Source organism: Rivularia sp. PCC 7116 (genome assembly GCF_000316665.1).
In the GTDB taxonomy this organism is placed as follows: domain Bacteria; phylum Cyanobacteriota; class Cyanobacteriia; order Cyanobacteriales; family Nostocaceae; genus Rivularia.
In genome coordinates this window covers 499,502-521,772 of record NC_019678.1, presented here as the reverse complement: position 1 = coordinate 521,772, position 22,271 = coordinate 499,502, and the positions used below count along the sequence as shown (strand labels likewise).

Annotated in this window: 15 protein-coding genes; 7 read left to right on the top strand and 8 right to left on the bottom strand. The window is 36.4% G+C overall.

From position 1 onward, the window contains the following. Nucleotides 1-12: 12 nt before the first annotated feature. Nucleotides 13-1,362, bottom strand: a complete 1,350-nt coding sequence (locus tag RIV7116_RS01980) for a serpin family protein (RefSeq protein WP_015116587.1) — start codon at nt 1,360-1,362, stop codon at nt 13-15. Between the two features lie 292 nt (nt 1,363-1,654). Here RIV7116_RS01980 and RIV7116_RS33575 point away from each other — a divergent pair, with 292 nt between their 5' ends. The 3 genes from RIV7116_RS33575 to RIV7116_RS01965 all read left to right on the top strand — a co-directional run bounded on the left by RIV7116_RS33575 (nt 1,655) and on the right by RIV7116_RS01965 (nt 6,038). Beyond that, nucleotides 1,655-4,057, top strand: coding sequence for an AAA family ATPase (locus RIV7116_RS33575; protein ID WP_015116586.1), 2,403 nt, complete (start codon nt 1,655-1,657; stop codon nt 4,055-4,057). A gap of 742 nt (nt 4,058-4,799) precedes the next feature. Continuing rightward, nucleotides 4,800-5,291 carry a DUF4347 domain-containing protein gene (locus RIV7116_RS01970; RefSeq protein ID WP_044290715.1) on the top strand — a complete coding sequence of 164 codons (492 nt, stop codon included), beginning with the start codon at nt 4,800-4,802 and terminating at the stop codon, nt 5,289-5,291. 216 nt (nt 5,292-5,507) lie between these two features. Continuing rightward, nucleotides 5,508-6,038, top strand: a complete 531-nt coding sequence (locus RIV7116_RS01965; RefSeq protein WP_015116585.1) for a DUF4347 domain-containing protein — start codon at nt 5,508-5,510, stop codon at nt 6,036-6,038. 129 nt (nt 6,039-6,167) lie between these two features. On the opposite strand, the gene RIV7116_RS01960 is transcribed toward RIV7116_RS01965, so the two are convergent. The 4 genes from RIV7116_RS01960 to RIV7116_RS01945 form a co-directional block, all read right to left on the bottom strand. Then, complete coding sequence (locus RIV7116_RS01960) at nt 6,168-6,689, bottom strand: hypothetical protein (protein WP_015116584.1); 522 nt, start codon at nt 6,687-6,689, stop codon at nt 6,168-6,170. 292 nt (nt 6,690-6,981) lie between these two features. Continuing rightward, nucleotides 6,982-9,483, bottom strand: coding sequence for a lipopolysaccharide assembly protein LapB (locus RIV7116_RS01955; RefSeq protein ID WP_015116583.1), 2,502 nt, complete (start codon nt 9,481-9,483; stop codon nt 6,982-6,984). A gap of 140 nt (nt 9,484-9,623) precedes the next feature. Beyond that, on the bottom strand, nt 9,624-9,893 hold the full coding sequence (locus tag RIV7116_RS01950; protein ID WP_232435759.1) for a peptidoglycan-binding protein: 270 nt from the start codon (nt 9,891-9,893) through the stop codon (nt 9,624-9,626). 459 nt (nt 9,894-10,352) lie between these two features. Then, a complete protein-coding gene (locus RIV7116_RS01945) occupies nt 10,353-11,957 on the bottom strand; it encodes a S8 family serine peptidase (RefSeq protein WP_015116581.1) in 1,605 nt (534 codons plus the stop codon). A gap of 179 nt (nt 11,958-12,136) precedes the next feature. On the opposite strand from RIV7116_RS01945, the gene rpe reads away from it, so the two are divergent. Next, nucleotides 12,137-12,847, top strand: coding sequence for a ribulose-phosphate 3-epimerase (gene rpe / locus RIV7116_RS01940; RefSeq protein WP_015116580.1), 711 nt, complete (start codon nt 12,137-12,139; stop codon nt 12,845-12,847). Between the two features lie 158 nt (nt 12,848-13,005). Here the strand turns inward: rpe and RIV7116_RS01935 are convergent, their stop codons facing one another. Continuing rightward, a complete protein-coding gene (locus RIV7116_RS01935; RefSeq protein WP_015116579.1) occupies nt 13,006-13,434 on the bottom strand; it encodes a hypothetical protein in 429 nt (142 codons plus the stop codon). 256 nt (nt 13,435-13,690) lie between these two features. On the opposite strand from RIV7116_RS01935, the gene uvrB reads away from it, so the two are divergent. Beyond that, on the top strand, nt 13,691-15,694 hold the full coding sequence (gene uvrB, locus RIV7116_RS01930) for an excinuclease ABC subunit UvrB (protein ID WP_015116578.1): 2,004 nt from the start codon (nt 13,691-13,693) through the stop codon (nt 15,692-15,694). A 244-nt stretch (nt 15,695-15,938) separates the two neighbouring features. On the opposite strand, the gene RIV7116_RS01925 is transcribed toward uvrB, so the two are convergent. Then, entirely contained in the window at nt 15,939-16,577 is a 639-nt protein-coding gene (locus RIV7116_RS01925) for a (2Fe-2S) ferredoxin domain-containing protein (protein ID WP_015116577.1), read from the bottom strand. A gap of 119 nt (nt 16,578-16,696) precedes the next feature. After that, nucleotides 16,697-16,954, bottom strand: a complete 258-nt coding sequence (locus RIV7116_RS01920) for an Asr1405/Asl0597 family protein (RefSeq protein ID WP_015116576.1) — start codon at nt 16,952-16,954, stop codon at nt 16,697-16,699. Nucleotides 16,955-17,601: 647 nt separating this feature from the next. Here RIV7116_RS01920 and RIV7116_RS01915 point away from each other — a divergent pair. Continuing rightward, complete coding sequence (locus tag RIV7116_RS01915; RefSeq protein ID WP_015116575.1) at nt 17,602-18,156, top strand: Dps family protein; 555 nt, start codon at nt 17,602-17,604, stop codon at nt 18,154-18,156. A gap of 607 nt (nt 18,157-18,763) precedes the next feature. Next, nucleotides 18,764-22,021, top strand: coding sequence for a carbamoyl-phosphate synthase large subunit (gene carB, locus RIV7116_RS01910; protein ID WP_015116574.1), 3,258 nt, complete (start codon nt 18,764-18,766; stop codon nt 22,019-22,021). The last annotated feature ends 250 nt before the right edge of the window (nt 22,022-22,271 follow it).

Genomic DNA, 22,271 nt, shown 5'->3' with positions numbered 1-22,271 from the left:
ACTGTCCAATTTTTAACTATCTATTTTTTTACTATCAATTGGCTCGATAATTGAACCCATAAATAAGATACTTCGGGTTTGATTATCGCGAATAGCACAGAAAAAAGGACGGTTGACAATCATCTCAAATGGTTTTTGAGAGGGCAGTTGTGCTGAAGTCAATTGTATTCCAACTGAAGTTGTTGCAGCAGCTTCTGTTCCTTCTTCATTCACTTCCACAAAAGTTTTATGTTTTACTTGGCTAATTTTAAGGTTATTGCCCATTTCCGAAAAATTCGCATTATTACTAAATGCTTCTTGCATTCCTAAAGCTGAAAGCGCATCATTCAATGTCGTTTCGTAGTCTGTTTTAAAGCGGGGTATACGTACAAAACCTTCTCGCTTCACAAACTTAGACATCCATTTTTCCCAATTAGCCGCATTCAAATTGTCATAAAATAGTTTCAGTTCGGAATTTTGTTTGGGTAAAAATATATAAAAACTAACTCTTCCATTTTCCCCATAAGGTAAACTCACAGCTTGAAAATTTTCAGTTTCATAATATGTATAGTCACCAGATTGTGACATCATTGGATGTTGTTTTTCTTCACCTGATGAAAGATAAAAAGGAAATTCCGCAGTTTTATCGGACTGAAATTCTTTTTTCCAACTACCTTTAAAATAAATAGCGTTCAGCAGAAAAAGTACTTCATCGGGGTTAATTTTGTTTATAATCTTGTCTATTTTTCCCTCTGTATTTTCTCTAACCCAATCGTTAATTTGATCGGATGCCCTAGTGTCTGCAAAATTTAAATTTGTAACTTGGGCTTGATAATAATTCTGATTACTCTCAATAAATTTTGGTTTCAAGCTCGTATTCCGATCTACCCATAGTGAATTAGCTATATTTAAAGTTACTTGAGGATCGGGGTTTTCTAAACTCGCTTTTAATTCTGCGTAATTAGAATTTATTTGCTGCAGACTCATTCCTTGCAATTCTAGGGCTTGAGCCATTTCTTCTTGAGTGCTACCACTAGCACCGTTATAAGTCATAGATAAAGCCAGAGCTATGCTTGAAGGAGAAAAAAATATATTTTTACTATTATCTCGAATCAACAATTGAGAAAATAAATTAAACCCAAACTTTGTATTAGCTGATACTATTTCTGTATCAATTGACGCAGGCTTATCTGAAATTGGTAGTTCCGATTGCGGTGTTTGGGATTGTGCAAAAGCGCGATTATTACTATTACTCAATTGAGAGCATCCGATTACACCCATCAACATCACACTTGCAGCTGCTAAAACGTAACGTCTCCCCAAACTGACTGCGTAACGTCTTTGCAAAAAATTTTGCCGAGCGTTGCTTAAATTTTGCTTCATATCACCACCAATATCACCACTCTGCTTTATTCCAACTATGGCACCTGAAGCTTATTGAAGGCCAAATGGTTACAGTTTTGGCAACAGAATATAAGAAGCAAATATTCAATTGTGAAAAGTAAAATCTAAATATTTATATTGACTAAATATTTTTGTTAATTAGATTACAAATATAACGAAAATATTTTATACTATTCTAAAGATAGAGGCAATAGATAATGAATGAATTCATAAATTAAAGAATAATTAGAATATTACAGTTAAATTTAACCACATTAAACTATTTGGTGTAATGAGCGACAACGACCAAAATTATCAAAGCAACAATATTCTTTTTCAAGAAGTTTTGACACTTGTTGAAACTTTAATAATGTCTAAAACGGGAAAGCATCTGTCAAATATTGAGGTATTGGTTTTACGCGGTTCTTGGCAAGGTCATAAATACAACCAAATTGCTGCTGAAGGTGGTTATACTGATGAATATCTAAAAAATGATATCGGACCAAAACTGTGGAAACGCTTGTCTCAGGGTTTAGGTAAGAAAGTTACTAAAAATAATTTCAAAGCAATTCTTGAACAGCATATTTATCAACAAGAAAAGGTTAAGTTAGCTGAGAATAATTTATTATCTAAAGATTTGCTGATTAGTAAAAATAAATTATCTAAAACGCCACAACCTATATATCATAATCTGCCATCACGAGATTATACCAGATTAGTTGGTCGCGAAGCAGAAGTGGAAAGACTACTAAAACTAATTTCTTTTGAATGGCCAACTCCTTGCATCAGCATTGAAGGTATTGGAGGTGTTGGAAAAACGACTTTGGTTTTAGATATTGCTTATCGTTGTTTAAAAGCAAGTAACAATATTTACCTAGGACGAACTTTAGAGAAAAATTTACCAACCTTTGAATTAATAGTATTTACCTCTGCAAAAGCTCAATTTTTTACACCCAGAGGTATTTTGAATCGTTTAAGAAGAGAAAGAACATTAGTAGATATTTTTACAAGTATTACACGTACAGTTAGTTTTCAAAATTATCAAAATTATCAAACGGCAAGCTTTGAAGAAACTTACGAGCAAATTTATAAATGTTTGGCAAATATGCGAACTTTGCTAATTATTGATAATTTAGATACTTTAGAAGAACAACAGCAAGTATTAAGCTTTTTATACGAACTTCCACCGACAGTAAAAGCTTTAATTACCAGTCGAGAAAAAACTCCCTTCAATACTGTTGCGTTAACATCTTTGAATAAAACCGATGCTTTGATATTGATTCAACAGCAGGCAGCAGAAAAGCAAGTAAATTTAAGTTTGAAGCAATGCCTTCAACTATATAAAAATATAGGAGGAATACCTGCTGCAATCGTCTATGCTATAAGTCAATTAGCTGCCGGTTATACCTTTGACAATTTAACTTCTCGGTTGATACCTGCTCAAACAGATTTCAGCCAGTTTTATTTTGAAAGTTCCGTGCAACCATTAAAAGGAAAACCAGCCTATGATTTTTTAATGGCTTTGCCCCTATTTGCTAAACCTCCATCATTAGAGGCACTACAAGCTGTTGCTGGTGTAGAGGATTCCTTAGATGTAGCAAATAGTTTGGCTAAACTACAACAGCTTTCCTTGATAAGTTATGATCAAGGGCGTTACGAAATGCTGCTTTTAACTCGTGAATATGCCATGAGGGAAATGTCTGAAAACCCTGAATTTGAAAAATCATTTCGCAATCGCTGGGTAAATTGGTATATTAAGTTTGCCCAGAAACATGGATGTAAAGATTGGCGGGAATGGCAAGATTATCAGCATTTAGAAGAAGAATGGGATAATTTGACGCAGGTTATTGAATGGTGCATTTCAAATAATCGTTATTATGATGCCTGCAAGCTTTGGCAAAATATGAAATGCTATACATATTCTCTTGCCTATCGGCAAAATCGTCTAAGTTATTGGGATGCACCGCTTTTGTGGTTAGAATGGCTTGGTGAAGCAGCAGTTTCTCAGCAAGATTTTCAAACTGCTGCGGAGATTATTGGCGATCGCGCCTGGAAATTGACTTTAATAGCACAAGAGGAACACTTGAATTTAGCTGAAAGTTTGTTTAATCGAGCTTGGCAGTTACACGATCATTTAACATTAGATATGCAAGTGGATTTAGCAATTCATATTGGTGTATGGCATATCCAGAAACAGCAGTTTTTACTAGCAACTGATTGGCTTAATCAGGCTCAAACTTTATTAGGAAAATCCGACAATTTTCAAATTAATTTTGACATAAAAACTCGTTTATCTCTACATATTCTTTATTATCAAGGTGAAATATATTATAAAAATCAAGAGTACGAAGAAAGTAAAATTTTATTCAAAAAAATATTTAAACAAGCTCAATTAATTGGTTGGAAACGTGCCAGCCTTCTAGCTAAAGACTTTTTGGCAGATATTGCCATTAAACAAGGAAAATTTCAACAGGCACAACATTATTTAGCAGAAGTTTTGCAAGTAGCAGAAAACAATCAAGATAAATGCAGTCGAGCATATACAAAGCGCTCTTTGGCTCGCTTGGAAAGGAAGCTAGGCAATTTGAATATAGCTAAACGTTGGGTAAACGAAGCGATTTCGGATTTTGAAACTTTAGGAATGAAGCCGGAAGCAAAAGAAGCTCAATCATTACTTGAAATTATTCAGTCTTAATTTCCTTAAACAAATAAAATTTGATTGATTATTTAAATTTTCAGCAATAGTACAACTATTTTCTTACGGCTAAAGAAAAAATACTAATTCTTATTCTGTAATTTGATTTATTAATTACATTAATTTTGATATTACAATAACTACTTTTTACTTAACTTTTCCCTGCTGACAAATACGAATTTTTGCTTAAAAATATGAACGTGTCATCTGCTTTTTTGCCTATAAAGCAGTTTGCCTTATTCAAGGTATACACAGTTGGAACACACTGATAGAGGTTTTTTGTCATCGGGTGCATCTTTTCTCTGATTATTTCAGCATGAGATATTAGAGTGATTGTTAATATAACACAGTTACAGCAAATTGAGATGATGGAGGGTATTTATCTATTTTTAAAAAGTTATAGATCGCCCTCACTCTGGAAGAGTAGGGCTACTGAAATAAAGCCCACCTGCGTGGGCTAAATTTAGCGCATCTTTATAAAGAAATGCTATGAGGTGTGTGAAACTTTGTGAAATGATGAACGCAATAAGAATAAGGTTTTTAATGTCACGCGCCAATCCAGTATTGTGATACTTGCGTAATTACTGAATAGTTAAATGTATTTATAAATATTTATATGTACTTAACGTCAACATAAAAATGTCACTGTAACGCATCTATTTTTCTAATTAAATTTGATTGTGTTAATTAGCATCTTGTCTTTATCCTATCAAATAAACTTACCCAAGGGTGACTAGAAAAAATGACTGATAAAAAAGTAAATGCTTTAGTTGTTATAGATCCTGCTATTAAAGATTTTCATCTATTAGAAAAATGTATTAAGGAAGGTATAATCCCTCACGCAGAAGTTTTGATACTACAACCTAATAAGAAAGAAGTACAGCAAATAAGCCGCACTGTGCAAAAATTTTCTGAGCTTTCGGAGCTTCATATTATTTCGCAAGGTGCTCCTGGTTGTTTATATCTAGGAAACAGTAGTTTATCAGTCAATAACTTTAATTTTTATGCTTCTCAATTGAGAAAATGGTCAGTTAGCAATATTTATTTATATGGCTGCAACGTAGGTGCTGAGGAAATGGGAAAAAGATTTCTTGTACGTATGTATAGAACTACTGGAGCAATTATTTCTACTTTAACTAGTGATTGGGGAATGCATACGAAAATCGGAGTTGGTATTTGGAATACAAGTCAATATACATTAATCAAACAGGACTTAACGGTTTTAACAGCATAGCTAGATATGTTTGAATCATGCTTGATGAATCAATAAAATTTCTTGTTAAGGAAAAGGTATTCTTGTGACTAAAATACATAAAAAACTACCTTTCCCTTAAATTATACCTGCTCACAAAAACTATTTTTAATTTAAAATTCATAAATTGGGAGCAGAAGATATTCTGAGTCCAATAGTTAAATTTATCTATTAATTATTATCTGCAAGCGATATATTATGTCTAACGACTATAAAGTCAATTTTGATGCAGTTCGTACTTTAGTGGTTATTGATGATGCTGTAGGTGACTTTCAGAGTTTAGTTAAAGTGTTACTACCTTTATCAAAAGTAATTATTATTCAGCCTAATGACAATGAAATTGAACAAATTACTCAAACTTTAAATAAATGTACTCGTCTTAAAAACCTTCATATTATTTCTAACGGTTCCCCCGGTTGTTTATATTTTGGAAAGAGTCATTTAAGTTTGTTCGCTCTCAGAAGTCATGCTTCTCAACTTAAAACTTGGACAGTACAAAATATATTGCTTTACGGGTGTAATGTGGCTGCTGGAAATGTAGGAAAGGAATTCATTAAACGTTTACATTTATTAACAGGTGCAAATATTGGTGCATCTATATGGAATGTTGACGATACAACCAAAGGTATTTGCCTACAACTAAATTATTTCGTCGGAGAAATAAACTCTCATTTGGCAATACTACCTTCAAGATGGCATACCAATCCAAAAGCCTTTCAAGATTGGTAATCTTTACTTTTTAATCAATAATAGGGAACACAATATAGCCAATAGGCAACAGCGATTAGTTTATTGCATAATCGCATACAATGAAGATCGTATTTGTACTAAGCCTTTTGAGTCGAGTCATTATAAAGGTTAATCTAGTAGATATTTCATCCAAAAAACTTCACCGATATCTACACGCGGTCGAATAAGTTGTGTTATCTTACCAATAGGTTGACAGTCAACCGCAATACTTGGTTTGTTTGCGACATCCATACTTATTCCAAAGTGTTCTTGAAAAAGTACTTGGGTTTGCTCGAAGCCCCTTTTTAAGTTGTCTCTATCTGCTCTTCCACGCTGCCCAAAATAGGGAAAATGGTGAATAAAACGACCAAATAGCATTTCGCAGTCTTCGGCGTATTTCATCGTATCAAGAATATGACAATGCCAAACTCTGTCAATTTCTTGATTTGGAACCAGATTGCTGTTTGGATAAAGGTAAACTAATAGCAAAAACATCAGATAGGCTGAAATAGCTTGGTTAATTTGTTGAATATTCCATTTCTCTTCATTAGAATATATTAGTGTATGAGCAATTGGCTCTAAGTCGAGATGTGTTAGTTTACCGATGAACGTCCGAACATCGGTGGGTAAAGTAGATTTAGCTAATAGCATTGCTTCCACTCCGAATAAAGGAATTGAGTGAAGGAGGATCGAATTAAATTCGACACATCAAATTCCATTGTTTTTAATTCTTTATCCGGGTTTTTTATAATACAAAGTGTTTTTTTATACTTACTTCATGTTGATGCAAAGTTTTTGTGAAGCAGTTGCAAATTATTATCAAAAAAGTCAGTTGTCTGAAATATATATTTTTTCAGATCGGAACTGACTTTTATCTGATTAGGTATTTTTTTGATGATTGCTAAGCTTGCATACGCATGAGTAAGCTTGGCAAAATATTTTTTTACTGATTTATAGGATAATTTGGATTGTATTCTCCGGGTTGAATGTTATTTCCCAGGGATCGATTAGAATTTGGAGAAGCAGATCTAGTATATTTAGGCAATTTATACATCTTTGACCAAGCTTCAATCAAAGCAAAATCGTATATGCTTAGGGCTTTATCATTGTGACAGTTTGGAGCTTCGGGAGATTCAGGATCTACTTTAGGAATTAAACCTGGTAAATCCCCAAGATTTTCTTTCCCAATATTTTCTACATACCGCATTTGATATTCTGTAGAAATTGCAAAACATACTGCTTTTAGATATATAGAATCTTGTTGGGGAATCTCAAAAAAATTAGCTTCATCCAAGTTTGATTTTAAAACACTCACTATAGATTCAGTCCAATAACGAGCGCGGTAATCTTGGTCTTTTAAGACTTCATTGTTTTTGGGAGTAACCATCAAATCTTGAATTGCATCAATAATGACAGAGTTTGTCCGTGACAAATGTGTCAGTTCTATTCGTTCTCGATTACCATTACCACGACTTTCTTCCTGTACATTGAAAACCGTTGGTATTTTTAACCAAGCACGTTTATTGTAAAGTTGAGCTTGTATAAGATTTTCATCACTTGCTGAAGGTTGAGTGCGAGAAGTTGGAGGATTTTTGAGAAAGAAATCAACCAAGCTCAAACGAGCGAAGCGAGTCATACCTTCGATATTATCGAGAGCGGCAGCTTTCTGATAATGTTCTTTGGCTTTGGTTAAATCTCCGAGGTGTTCGTAGGATTTACCCAAACCAATTTCAACCTTTGCTTTATCTTCATTGCTGCTAATAAATTTTTTCGCTTGTACAAAACTATCTTGAGCTTTCAGCCATTGAGTATTTTGAATATAGTTTTGTCCGTCATTAATATAGCCTTTTCCCCACATTGGTAAAGATGCTGCAACGGTTCCCGTAATTGCAGTCATTCCTGCTGCAATCGCTAATGCAGTTGGTGCTTGTTTCTGTGGTGGTAATCTTAGAGTGGTAAAGAGTTTTTCTAAACTTTGTCTTCCACCTTTAGTTAAAGCTGCTGCACCACCAGCACCCAAACCAACTACTTGTAATACTGCTGCTAAATTTTGAGATAAATCTGCTTGTTGAGTTTCTTGCCCTTCAACTTTTTGGAAGAATACCTGAGTGGTGTAAATGGTGAAAGCAGCACCAAAGCCTAAACAAACTACAGCTAAGGTATTAAATAACCAATCTTTACGAGTACCGGGTTCTTCCTCCGAACCAACAATAGCGGGTTTTAATTCCCACCACCAGCGATTTTGACGTTTTAAGCTATCTTTCCACTGTCTTAACTGATTATCTTTATTTAAATCCAGTCGATATTTTTTTAATTTGTTATCTAAAGCAATAATTTCCCGAGCTAATTTTTCCGGTACGGGTTTTTCTTGATAAGCTTCCTGTATCGCTTCTTCTACTCCATCCCGGGATAACAGAGCTTCTAAAAGTTGTTCCGAAGTTGGTGGATTATTATTTTCAACTAAATGTATGGCTTTGCTGTAACGTTCGAGTGCTTGATTTGGTAAAGGAGTTGGACGAGTAAACGACCACCACCAATGCTTTTCGGGTGGTTTGAGGTTGTTTTTCCATTCATCAACGATGTCATTATTGGCAAAAACTTTAGCTTGCGCTTTTAAACGCTTATCTAAACCAACCAACTTCGATGTTAAATGACGTGGTTGTTGCTGTTGCTTATCCCAAGCTTTTTCTATCGCATCCCGAGCAATAAGTACTTCTAGCAATTCTTCCGAACTTACTGTTTCTGGAGATTCTAAAGCATCTAAAGCATTTTCGTAACGTTGAACTGCTTGGGCTGGTTGGGGTTCAATATTGCTTAATTCCCACCACCAATCTTGGGTAGTTTTAGCTAAACTTTTTTTCCAATCTTCTAATTTACCTTCCTTATCAATTACGTCTGCAAGAGTCTTGAGATTTTCATCTAATTTAATAACTATTTTGGCAACGCTTTCTGGTAAAGGTTTATTATCGCGGGATTCTTCAACAGCATCGCGAGCGAGCAATACTTCGATAATTTCATTGTTGCTAGGATTTGGTAATGCTGCTTTTAATTCAGAAATTGCTTGTTTGTAACGTTGTACGGCTTCACTTGGAGATTGTAACAATGGATATTTTAAATACCACCACCACATATTGGGAGCAGCATTAACACTATCTTTCCATTTTGTTAATTTATCATCTTCACTAAGTAACTTTGCCAGTCCCCGCAACCGCTCATCTAAGCTTAGTAATTTAGCATAAGTTTCTCCTTGGGGATTTTGGTCCATTTGTCTTTTCTTTTCGACCCCATCCCGCGCTACCAATACCGCGACTTTTTGCTCAAAAGTTGCTTCTATATCTTCTTGTTCTAAGGCAAAAATTGCTTTATCGTATGCTTCAATCGCTGTATCTAAAGGAGATTTTGCTGGTGCTGCTGGTCTTGGCGGTTGTCCGTTTGCTTGTACCATTTTCTATTTAATTTATATTTTAAGATAGAATTTATGTATTGTTTTTAATAATTTATAATTGTGAAATATATAAGTGCCAGCATAATACTGGCACCGGTCAAATATTGTCTTGGCAGCTTTAATTCTTTGTTACAAAATACTTAGCAACCGACACAACTCATCAAAGAAGCCCAGGTGTTAGGACCAACAATTCCATCACAAGATAAACCGTTATTTGCTTGAAAATTCATCACAGCTTGTTGAGTGGCAGGACCAAACTTTCCATCAACCACGCCTACTGCATATCCAATATTTTGCAGTACTTCTTGTACGCCAAATACTGCTTGGTCTTCGCAGTAATTTTGCAAGTAGTAACCTGGATATTCGTAACCCATTGTAAAACTCCCTTCTTTATATTTTTTTAGTACCATTTTTGGTGGTTACGACTATATTTTTAGTTATAAACAAATTAACGTCAGTAGTATTTTTACTAATATTTATATTCATCGAATTAGGTTTTAGTTGTAAACACTTAATTAAAAATGCTTTTATTTTTAAGCGCAATATTGATTAAAAATATTTTATGAATATCGCAATTTTAATGTTATAATTGAAGTTTATGTCAACCAGAAAACGGGAATAAAACTATTAAAAGAAACCGGCTTTTATTGCAAACCGGTTTTGTTGATATTCATGAATTATTCAGGATTGCTGTATATGCTATTTTACTGTCGAAGTCAGTAAATACTAATATTTAAAATCAGTATGCTAATAACCTGTTATCGCTGCCTCTAACGCAATATATAAAATTAAAAGTGCGTTAGCCTGCGGCATAACACACTCTGGGAATATTAATATTTATTAATATAACTCCAACCTTTCTCGCCGACTTATTTAGATGCAGTCCACCAAGCTAAAGCATAAGGCTGAGTTGGTTCGTTAATGCTATTTTTAAACTTGACGCGAATTGTATAATTACCATCTTTAGGTATCGGGCAGAAAATATGTTCCACGCTGTCAACTCGACTAACAGAAGCGCAAGCGCTACGGTTTTCTTTATTTTTGTCGTCTGTCTTGACTAAATATAAATCGAGATTATTCAAGCCGCGATCGCGAAAATTTTCTCCTTTATCATACTTGCCATTTCTGTTGGTATCGCGAAGTTCTACCAACCTATCCCAAGCTAAAGTGATTGCAACGAAACTACCTTTTTGTAAAGGTTTTGCTAAAGTGTAGTCCGTTGATGTTCCGGCAAAAATAGCCCGATAATCCCAACCCATAGCCGGTACTGCTGTTTTTGGACTCCATTGTCCGGCACTAAATTGTTGGTAAGCACGAAAAGCATTTAAATGTCCGGTTCCCATTTGGGTATGCAAAGGAATTGCTGCATCTTTATAAGCATCAGAATCCAACCAGTTTTTATTTTGCTTATCAATTATGGTACGAGTCATTCCTAGCTTTAAGCCATTTCCATCATCTTTGATTTTTTCGGTTGAATTGAGTAAAACAGCTTTCATGACTTCATGACGACGAGACTCAATACTCCAAGCAAGTTTCTGTTGCTGGGGTAATTTTTTGGCTTTTTTGAGCATCCTATCGCCAAATTCTTGTAGCAAAGCCACAGTTCCAGTAACGTGAGGAGTTGCAAAACTGGTTCCCGTAACTTTTTTAGTTTGTCCATTTGGATTTAGCAAACTAATTCGATTTCCAGGAGCAACTATATTTATGGTGCGCCGAGGACCTAAATTAAGTTCTTTCCCAGATAAACGCGCAGTCATTGACTGATTAATAGCTACTAAATTGGAGACATCAAGCTTTCTAAAAATCTCTCCTCGTCGAGAGGAAAAGGCAACATTAATTCCATTAAAGTTATCTGTGGGAATGGGAATTCCGCCCTTACCTTGATTACCCGCGATCGCATACAAAACATTATGAACGCGACTAGACCAATCAACACATAATGTAAGCAAAGCTTTACCATCCAAAACGGGGTTAGATCTGGGATCGCGGCTCAGAGGTTCGCCAAAACTGAAGTTGATTGCGCGAACATCATTACCATTTTGCAGAGCAATATGTTGAGCCGATAGACACTCCTCGGGCTGACCCATGCCCTTGGTAGAGCCAACAGCAGAAGAATACAAGCGCGCTCCTGGAGCAACACCTTTAAAACCTTTGTCGTTACTAACCATCACCCCAGCAACATTATAAGCATGAGGGTCAACACCTTTATTAGACTTAGCTGGCTTATTGCGCTGGAAAACACCTGCTAAAGATATGGAACGATTTTTAGAAACAGATTTATCTAAACCAAATTGACCCGGACGACCAATTTCCACTTGACCAAGAGCAATTTTTCGACCAAACAAATTATATGGCGGCTTATGCAGCTTTAAAGCATCAATACCTGCACTACCAACAGAAGTAGTTAAAGCAAATACTGGAACACTCACACAAGAAGCACTTAATCCCCAAATCACCCAGGTCAATTTTTTCATTTGTTAGTAGTTAGTAGTTAGTAGTTAGGAGTTGACAATTACCAATGCCCAATGTCCAATGCCCCATCCCCAATTCGCAATTCCCAATCATCAATATTTTATTTTCTTTTTTTTCTGAGAAAAATCTCAATATTTTGTTACAATGCATACAGAAGAAGACGCTTTAAGACCCACTAGCCATGATCAATAAAAATTCTAAAAAACCCGTTGTTATCGCTCCATCAATTCTATCAGCGGATTTTAGCCGTTTGGGAGACGAAGTTCGGGCCGTAGACGAAGCGGGAGCCGATTGGATTCACGTTGATGTAATGGATGGTCGTTTTGTACCCAATATAACGATAGGTCCTCTGATAGTGGAAGCGCTTCGCCCGGTGACTCAAAAGCCTTTGGATGTCCACTTGATGATTGTGGAGCCTGAAAAGTATGTAGAGGATTTTGCTAAAGCTGGTGCTGACCATATTTATGTTCACTGCGAGCATAATGCTTCTCCTCATTTACATCGCACTTTAGGACAGATCAAAGAGCTTGGAAAGAAGGCTGGAGTTGTACTAAATCCTGGCACTTCCTTAGACATGATTGAATACTGTTTGGATCTGTGCGACTTAGTTCTAATAATGAGCGTTAACCCCGGTTTCGGCGGTCAAAGCTTTATTCCTGGAGTTTTACCCAAGATTCGTAAGCTACGCCAAATGTGTGACGAGCGCGGACTCGATCCTTGGATTGAAGTGGATGGTGGACTTAAAGTCAACAATACCTGGCAAGTTTTAGAAGCTGGTGCGAATGCAATTGTTGCAGGTTCGGCAGTTTTTAAAGCTAAGAGTTATAAGGAAGCTATTGAGGGTATTCGTAATAGTAAGCGTCCGGCACAAGATTTACCAAAAGCTTCGTAATTAATTTTTAATCAATATTCCCATCACCTGATTACCCCTCCTCTTAAAATTAGTGGAGGGAATTTTTTCTATCTATTATCAATTCCAAACAATTTAGAGACGTAGTAGTGCTACGTCTCCATCAAAATTTGTAAAAGCTAACTAAGTACCTTTTAAACTTAATCTAAAAAACCCATCAAAGAAAAACTATCATCGATTTCGTTTGATGCTACCGGACGATTACCCATAACGGAGTAGGTTTCCGAAACAACTAAATCGCTCTTAGCTATGGGACGAATTCCAGATAAGTTGATTGTATCGGTAACTTGCATCTTGTTTGCTGTAATGGGCCGAATTCCCATAATATTCATCGTTTCAACTACTTGCAAATCGCTGCTAGTAATAGGACGCTGTCCAGGTAAAGCAAGGGTTCCAGTCACTTCTTTTTTCGCGGGCTCGACTTTTACTGCTTTGTTATCTGCATTTACGCTGTTATCTGTACTCATGCTTTCACCTTTTATATTTTCTAGTTTGCTACTGGTTTCCGCTCCAGTCTTGGCTCGTCTCTGTCGAGTACTGGTTCTTCTACCATTACTGCTGACGGTCATAATCTTATACCTCTAATAGATAAATGAATTTAACTAAGATTAGTAAACTAAAAATTTACTTTTATTCATCAAGTGTAACTTTAAAAAACTCTCTATAGGTATAAGTATCTTTAAGAATGAGACATAAGTCAAACTTAATTGTTAAGTAATGTAAAGATAAATGTATATAAATAAGATTTTTCAGATTCAGATTTCAATATCGGAATTTGACACTATTCGCTACCATTAAGTAGGTTAAAAGTTTTTACAAGCTGTTATGAAAAATTTTCTGGTAAAAGCCCCTTTTGAACCCACAGGTGACCAGCCCAAAGCTATCAAGCAGCTTGTGGAAAGTATTGAAGCAGAAACTCGCTATCAAACGCTTTTAGGTGCAACTGGTACGGGAAAAACTCACACTATTGCCAGGGTAATAGAACAAATAGGTAAACCTACCCTTGTTTTGGCTCATAATAAAACTCTTGCAGCACAGCTTTGTAATGAATTGCGCGATTTTTTCCCTAATAATGCTGTGGAATATTTTATTAGCTATTACGATTATTACCAGCCTGAAGCTTATATTCCCGTTACCGATACTTATATTGAAAAAACCGCTCAAATTAATGACGAGATTGACATGTTGCGACATTCTGCGACAAGGTCTTTATTTGAGCGTAAGGATGTAATTGTTGTTGCGTCGATTAGCTGTATTTATGGTTTAGGAATGCCCACAGAATACTTAAATGCGGCAATTCCGTTTCAAGTCGGCATGGAAGTAGACCAAAGGGAAATACTGAGAGCTTTAGTAGCAGTTCAGTATAGTCGAAACGACATCGAAATGGGTCGTGGAAAGTTTCGGGTTCGCGGTGATGTTTTAGAAATTGGTCCTGCATACGAAGATAGAATTATTCGTATTGAATTTTTCGGCGATGAAATAGATGCGATTCGTTATATCGATCCGGTTACGGGTGAAATATTACAAAGTTTACCGGCAGTAAATTTATACCCCGCACGTCACTTTGTCACACCAAAAGACAGATTAGAAGTTGCTTGCACGGATATTGAGGCAGAATTAAAAGCCCGTAGAGCACAATTAGAAGAAGCGAGTAAATTATTAGAAGCCCAACGTATAGATCAACGCTGTCGTTACGATTTAGAAATGTTGCGGGAAGTTGGTTACTGTAACGGCGTAGAAAATTATTCGCGTCACTTAGCAGGAAGAAAAGCTGGGGAGCCTCCGGAATGTTTGATTGATTATTTTCCTAAAGATTGGATGTTGGTAATTGATGAATCTCACGTTACCGTCCCGCAAATTCGCGGCATGTATAATGGCGACCAAGCAAGAAAAAAAGTTTTAATTGAGCATGGCTTTCGTCTTCCCAGTGCTGCTGATAATCGTCCTTTAAAAGCAGAAGAATTTTGGCAAAAAGTAAATCAGTGTATTTTCGTTTCCGCAACTCCTGGTAATTGGGAGTTGGAAATTTCTGAGGATAATATTGCGGAGCAAATTATTCGACCTACTGGAGTAATTGACCCAGAAGTTATTGTACGACCTACTGACGGTCAAATTGATGATTTATTAGGAGAAATAAAAGACCGAGTTGACCTCAACGAACGGGTTTTAATTACTACGTTAACTAAGCGAATGGCTGAAGATTTAACGGAGTATTTGGAAGATAACGGAATCCGCGTCAGGTATTTACATTCTGAAATCAATTCGATTCAAAGAATTGAAATTATTCAAGATTTACGCGATGGCATATTTGATGTACTAGTTGGTGTAAACTTGTTGCGGGAAGGTTTAGATTTACCCGAAGTTTCTTTAGTGGCAATTTTAGATGCTGATAAAGAAGGTTTCTTACGTGCGGAACGTTCATTAATTCAAACTATTGGTAGAGCAGCACGTCATATTAGAGGACAAGCTATTTTGTATGCCGACAAAATGACCGATAGCATGATAAAAGCTATCGATGAAACCGAGCGTCGTCGCGGTATTCAAACTGCATACAATAAAATGCATAACATAACTCCACAACCAATTGTAAAGAAGAAATCTAGCAATGCAATTTTATCTTTCTTAGAAGTATCGCGACGATTAAACGCACAAGATTTACAAGTTGTAGACGAGCATGTTGATGAAATACCTTTAGAAGATATTCCACAATTAGTTAATAATTTAGAAGCACAAATGAAAGATGCTGCGAAGAATCTACAATTTGAAGAAGCAGCTAAGTTTAGAGATAGAATTAAACAATTAAGAGATAAATTAGTGGGAAGAAGTTAAAGGGAAATGTTTTGTCGAGCACTGGGACAGTCATGAGTTAAACCACAAAGATGGCTATTCTTATCATAGATGATTGATTTTTCGCGAGTATGACTTCTGGATAAACCACTATAAAACTACAAAAACTCGGTTTGCAAGGCAAGCCGGGTTTTTGTAGTTGAAAATACTTATCAAGAAATACAGAGATATTAAAAACATTAGCTGCAAGCTTCTTAGCAAATTATTGCATTAAATGTTATCCAGTTTACTTTCTGTTTACATCTACAACTTCTGGTATCGTAATTTCTACTTGTTCTTTAGGACCAAAATGCTTATCCATCAAAGTGGATACTTGTTCTGCCTGAATTTTGGTGTAGCGAGTTTTATCTGGCATTATCAAGTTAGGGCCAGCTTTACATTTCTTCATGCAGCCGGTACCTTTAATCGTAACTTGGTCTTCTAAACCACGTTCGCTGATAGAAGCAGCTAAAGCCTGACACAGCTTTTTACCACCACGCTTCATACAGCTAGATTTTTGGCACACTAATATAGTATTGGCTTTGGGAGGTTTCGCGGATTTTTCTTTCTTTTTCTCAGAAGGTATTGCAAGTGCCTCTTGTCTAATTTCTGCTTCTTGCCGAGCAGCCATAACTCGCTCGGCTTTTAATTTAACCTCACCAGTTTTGGTGTCGTACTTCTTTTCACCTACAACCTGCAACCAGCTTCCGGGTGGTAAACGTAAATCGAAAGAATGCCTCAAATGCTTCGCTAATTTTATATAGCGTTCGCCTTCAGCAGTTTCTAGCAGTAAGCCTCTGAGTTTATAACCATCTTTGATTACAAAATCTAAAAATCGCCCTTGCAGACAAAATTCCGATGTTTCTGTACGATGAGATTTTCCCATTGTCTTTAATTATTCCTTACAATAACTGATGCAAAGCAAACTCAACGATAAGGATTTACTAAGATTTACGCCTCAGATGACCCTTTAACTAGAAGGATAGTATTAAAATATTGAACTAATTACGTATGCCCAGGACGATAATTTAAGCACTTCTTGAGAGTACAAATTAGGTCTTGACGGGAAGCATTAAGCTGTCGCATCACGCTCCAAAGTTGGATTGCAGCTTCGGTATTCGCAATTTCAACTGTTAAAGGTTGATTACTAGTACACCAAGAAGGAATATTTAGTTCCTGCAACCGTTGATAGACTTGCCAACGGTCTGCCCAATTCACCTCAACAACGTGTTTTGTCTGCGATCGCGAATCAAACGATTTCAAGATTAATACCCTCAAAGTGCAATAAACTCGCAGTAGCTGGATAGCAATAGCGCTTCAACTTTGCAACCCAGATGCCTTTACAATTATATGTTAGATGCAAACATTTCTCAGTAATTTTCAAAAAAAAATAAAAACTTTATCTTTAGCTACCAGCTATCGGTTAACAGCGAACAGTCAGGAATGATGAAGTGATATCAAAAAAGTTCTTCCCTTATCACCTTCTCCATCTCTTCACATCCGGTTTTAATAAAATCTGCCAATTTGGCTTCAATAAAGAAAAATACTAGCTATCTTAGAATAAGTTTTTCGCAAATTTTATCTATAAGCATTTCTATTAGATCTTTGTTTGGATGGCATTAGTCTAAATTGTTCCAAAGAAAGTCAGTTTGTATTGGTATATACAGGTTTTTAGTCTCCTGCTAATAAAGGCAGCTTTGACAAAATAGTGGTGCGATTTAGAAAAAAGATGTCAATAGCGAATGGAAAAATCTATTTATAGCTAGTAAAAATTAATAAAAGATTGAACTCAAAAAATCAAAAATATATAAGATTTGACAGAAAAAATTTATGTTTTATGATGTTAAGATATAAATATTAAGCAGTTAGCAAATTAGACTGCTATTCAGAGATCATAAGAGAGGAGAACAATGGCTGACACACAAACTTTATTACAAAATTTTGGTCAAGTTTATGACAATCCAGTCTTACTTGATAAGAGCGTTACCGAGCCAGTTTGTGAAGGGTTTAACGTTGTATTAGCTAGCTTTCAAGCACTCTATATACAGTACCAAAAGCATCATTTTGTTGTAGAAGGTTCAGAATTTTATTCGCTGCACGACTTTTTTAATGATTGCTATGGAGAAGTACAGGAACATATCCATGAAATTGGAGAGCGCTTGAATGGACTTGGTGGCGTACCTGTTGCTTCCTTCAGTAAATTGGCAGAACTATGCTGCTTTGAACAAGAATCCGACGGTATCTATTCTTGTCGTCAAATGATAGAAAACGACTTGAAAGCCGAGCAAGCAATGATTGGGGTCATTCGTCGTCAAGCTACTCAGGCTGAGAGCTTAGGCGATAGAGCAACACGACACTTGTACGAGCAAATTCTTCTCAAGACTGAGGAACGTGCCTATCATTTATCTCATTTTCTAGCTAAAGATAGCTTAACTTTAGGATTTGTTCAGTCTGCTCGTAATTAAAATTCTTTTTTGAAACAGCTTTGCCTGCTTTCCTATTAAAGAAAACTAACCATATAACTCAAAATTTAATTCATGGCAGAGAAAGCATCATTATTTCTCTGCCATTTTTAATTGTGTACCCAAGTAATTTATTATTATCACTCTAAGTATTATTTATATATATTGTTTAAACTTTATCTAGTAAATGATAATTATTATCATTGTTATTTAATTAAACAGTTAGAATCTAGTCAATAAGATTATGATTCAGTTTATATAAGTTAAAATTTTTTTTGATTAGTTAAATTTAATTAGTAATAATTCAGGTAGCTGCTTATTAGTGTTAATTCCTTAATTACCTTTAATGTAATATTAGGCAAATTGTATATTTCATCGTTTTTAGTAAAAATGTATTATCGAATGATTTTTGGAAGAGTGAGTAATAAATAGTACAGCCTATAAAGCCAGTCAGGGATGTGGAGTCAGACATTTTTTTTACTAAGGTTGGGGATATATACCTTAATATTTTGTCATCGAAACAACAAACCTTGATAATAAACAGCATAAATGGTCAGTAAAGAACTTAAAATGATCGGGATTCATATCCTCGTATTTAAAGGCAAAAACTATGCCCCGTCGTCAAGACCTTCAAAAAATATTATTATTAGGTTCTGGTCCAATAATTATTGGACAAGCATGTGAGTTCGATTATTCTGGAACCCAAGCCTGTAAATCTTTGCAGGAAGAAGGTTACGAAGTTGTGTTGGTTAATTCTAACCCAGCAACAATTATGACCGATCCAGAAACGGCTGACCGTACTTATATTGAGCCACTAACCCCGGAATTAGTAGAAAAAGTCATTGAAAAAGAGCGTCCTGATGCTTTACTGCCTACGATGGGAGGACAAACTGCTCTCAACATAGCTGTAGCTTTGGCAAAAAATGGTGTTTTAGATAAATACAGTGTTGAGTTGATTGGGGCAAAATTAGCAGCTATTGAAAAAGCTGAAGACAGACAGCTATTTAGCGATGCAATGGCACGAATTGACGTTGCAATCTGCCCTAGTGGTACAGCCTCGTCTTTGGAGGAAGCTAGGGTAATAGCTAGAAATATTGGCAGCTATCCGTTGATTATCCGCCCAGGTTTTACTATGGGCGGAACAGGTGGCGGTATTGCTTATAATCAAGAAGAATTTGAACAAATGGCGCAAGCTGGTATTGATGCTTCACCCGTATCGCAAATTCTTATCGATCAATCTTTGTTGGGTTGGAAGGAATACGAATTAGAAGTAATGCGCGATTTAGCAGATAATGTGGTGATTATCTGCTCGATTGAAAATATCGATCCAATGGGAATTCATACGGGAGATTCTATTACTGTTGCTCCCGCACAAACTCTTACTGATAAAGAGTATCAGCGCTTGCGGGATATTGCGATTAAAATAATCCGCGAAATTGGTGTAGAAACTGGGGGTTCTAATATTCAATTTGCTGTCAATCCGATGACTGGGGAAGTTGTTGTAATTGAAATGAACCCCCGTGTTTCGCGCAGTTCGGCTTTAGCGAGTAAAGCAACCGGTTTTCCCATAGCTAAAATTGCGGCGAAATTGGCTGTTGGTTATAGTTTGAACGAAATCAAGAACGATATTACCAAAGAAACCCCTGCATCCTTTGAACCAACCATCGATTATGTGGTTACTAAAGTTCCCCGATTTGCTTTTGAAAAATTTCCCGGCTCTTCCTCAGTGCTGACGACTCAAATGAAGTCCGTAGGGGAAGCAATGGCAATTGGTCGTACATTTAACGAGTCTTTTCAAAAAGCTTTGCGCTCCCTTGAAACTGGACGTGCTGGTTGGGGATGCGATCGCCATGAAAAATTGCCATCCGGGGAACAAATCCGCGCTCAATTACGAACTCCAAATCCAGAGCGGATTTTCGCCGTGCGTCACGCAATGCAACTCAAAATTAGCATTGAGGAAATCTACGAACTGACTGGAATTGACCCCTGGTTTTTAGATAAGATGCAACAATTGCTGGATGTAGAAAAATTTATCAAGCGAAATTCTTTACAGCAGTTGACAAAAGAGCAGTTGCATGAAATTAAACAATATGGTTTTAGCGATAAGCAAATTGCTTTTGCAACTAAAACTACCGAAGATGAAGTTCGAGAAAAGCGTAAGCAATTAGGGATTATCCCAGTTTATAAAACTGTAGATACATGTGCGGCAGAGTTTGAAGCTTTTACTCCCTACCATTATTCTAGTTACGAAGAAGAAAGCGAGGTAATAGCAAGCGACAAACCCAAGGTGATGATTTTGGGTGGCGGACCTAATCGTATCGGACAGGGGATTGAATTTGATTATTGCTGTTGTCACGCTGCTTATGCTCTCAAAGATGCGGGTTATGAGACAATAATGGTTAACTCCAATCCTGAAACTGTTTCTACGGATTACGACACCAGCGATCGCCTGTATTTTGAACCTTTAACCAAGGAAGATGTCCTTAATATCATTGAAGCTGAGAATCCGGTAGGAATAATCGTTCAATTTGGAGGACAAACTCCTTTAAAGTTAGCTTTGCCTTTGCAGGAATATTTACAGGCATCTAATTCTCCACAAACTCAAATCTGGGGAACTTCTCCCGATTCCATAGATACCGCTGAAGACAGAGAAAGATTTGAAAAAATTCTTCAAGAATTGGATATAACTCAACCACCCAACGGTATTGCTAGAACCTATGAAGATGCTTTGATTGTTGCCAAACGTATAGGTTATCCGGTTGTGGTACGTCCTAGCTACGTATTGGGTGGAAGAGCGATGGAAATAGTTTACTCGGATGCAGAATTAGAACGTTACATGACTTTTGCCGTACAGGTAGAACCAGAGCATCCGATATTAATAGATAAGTTTTTGGAAAATGCAACAGAAGTGGATGTGGATGCAATTGCCGACAGCACGGGTAAAGTCGTCATTGGTGGCATTATGGAACATATTGAACAAGCAGGAATTCACTCTGGAGATTCAGCTTGTGCGCTGCCTGCAATTTCTTTACCCCAAGCAATTCTCGAACAAATTAGAACTTCTACTATTAAGCTCGCACAAGCTTTAAAAGTTGTCGGATTAATGAACGTTCAGTTTGCAATTGCAGGTGTTCAAAGCTATTCTCCTCAAGTTTATATTTTAGAAGCTAACCCTCGCGCTTCTCGTACCGTACCTTTCGTTTCCAAAGCAACCGGCGTACCTATCGCCAAATTAGCATCTTTGATTATGTCAGGTAAAACTCTAGAAGAACTAGGATTTACCAAAGAAGTAATACCATCACATATTGCTGTTAAAGAAGCGGTTTTACCATTCAATAAATTTCCTGGTACGGATACCATCTTAGGACCCGAAATGCGTTCAACCGGCGAAGTAATGGGCATAGACAGTGATTTTGGCAAAGCCTATGCCAAAGCTGAAATGGCAGCAGGAGAGCATTTACCTTTGAGCGGTACGGTATTTGTATCGATGAACGATCGTGACAAAGCTGCTGCGATTGCGGTAGTCAAAGAATTTATCCAATTAGGATTTTCCGTAATGGCAACAAGCGGAACTCGGCGAGTACTTCAAGAAAATGGATTAAATATAGATCCAATTCTAAAACTTCATGAAGGTCGTCCCCATGTTGTCGATGCGATCAAAAATCGTCAAATTCAACTAATTATTAACACACCTTCCGGTCAAGAAGCTCAAAGTGATGGTAGATTAATCCGACGTATGGCACTATCCTACAAAATACCAATTTTAACAACTATTGCAGGGGCAAAAGCAACTCTTGCTGCCATCCGCTCGCTACAAAATACCAACCTCGATGTTAAGTTGATTCAGGATTACTGCTTGGTGCGATAAACAACTTTTCACTGAGTAGAGGAAGCAGAGGGCTTGAAAGATATTGAGATATTTGGAATTATCTCGCCAAAACACAGAATCTTCTTCCTCTGCTTCCCCCACTTCTTACATAGGATTTCGTGATGCACGAGTTAAAATAATCAACAAAATTAACCAACAAAATTTATGCTTACCATTTCTATATAGAATAATGCTACTCAAATTAATATAAAAACTTCTAAAGTTCAAAATTGGTAGACATTCTTTAGGA

What these genes read in the sequence shown, in the direction of transcription:
- RIV7116_RS01955 (WP_015116583.1), bottom strand. Translation starts at nt 9,483, where the DNA reads ATGGTACAAGCAAACGGACAACCGCCAAGACCAGCAGCACCAGCAAAA.
- RIV7116_RS01935 (WP_015116579.1), bottom strand. Translation starts at nt 13,434, where the DNA reads ATGACCGTCAGCAGTAATGGTAGAAGAACCAGTACTCGACAGAGACGA.
- RIV7116_RS01970 (WP_044290715.1), top strand. Translation starts at nt 4,800, where the DNA reads ATGACTGATAAAAAAGTAAATGCTTTAGTTGTTATAGATCCTGCTATT.
- RIV7116_RS01945 (WP_015116581.1), bottom strand. Translation starts at nt 11,957, where the DNA reads ATGAAAAAATTGACCTGGGTGATTTGGGGATTAAGTGCTTCTTGTGTG.
- RIV7116_RS01950 (WP_232435759.1), bottom strand. Translation starts at nt 9,893, where the DNA reads ATGGTACTAAAAAAATATAAAGAAGGGAGTTTTACAATGGGTTACGAA.
- RIV7116_RS01915 (WP_015116575.1), top strand. Translation starts at nt 17,602, where the DNA reads ATGGCTGACACACAAACTTTATTACAAAATTTTGGTCAAGTTTATGAC.
- RIV7116_RS01980 (WP_015116587.1), bottom strand. Translation starts at nt 1,362, where the DNA reads ATGAAGCAAAATTTAAGCAACGCTCGGCAAAATTTTTTGCAAAGACGT.
- RIV7116_RS01925 (WP_015116577.1), bottom strand. Translation starts at nt 16,577, where the DNA reads ATGGGAAAATCTCATCGTACAGAAACATCGGAATTTTGTCTGCAAGGG.
- RIV7116_RS01965 (WP_015116585.1), top strand. Translation starts at nt 5,508, where the DNA reads ATGTCTAACGACTATAAAGTCAATTTTGATGCAGTTCGTACTTTAGTG.
- uvrB (WP_015116578.1), top strand. Translation starts at nt 13,691, where the DNA reads ATGAAAAATTTTCTGGTAAAAGCCCCTTTTGAACCCACAGGTGACCAG.
- rpe (WP_015116580.1), top strand. Translation starts at nt 12,137, where the DNA reads ATGATCAATAAAAATTCTAAAAAACCCGTTGTTATCGCTCCATCAATT.
- RIV7116_RS01960 (WP_015116584.1), bottom strand. Translation starts at nt 6,689, where the DNA reads ATGCTATTAGCTAAATCTACTTTACCCACCGATGTTCGGACGTTCATC.
- carB (WP_015116574.1), top strand. Translation starts at nt 18,764, where the DNA reads ATGCCCCGTCGTCAAGACCTTCAAAAAATATTATTATTAGGTTCTGGT.
- RIV7116_RS33575 (WP_015116586.1), top strand. Translation starts at nt 1,655, where the DNA reads ATGAGCGACAACGACCAAAATTATCAAAGCAACAATATTCTTTTTCAA.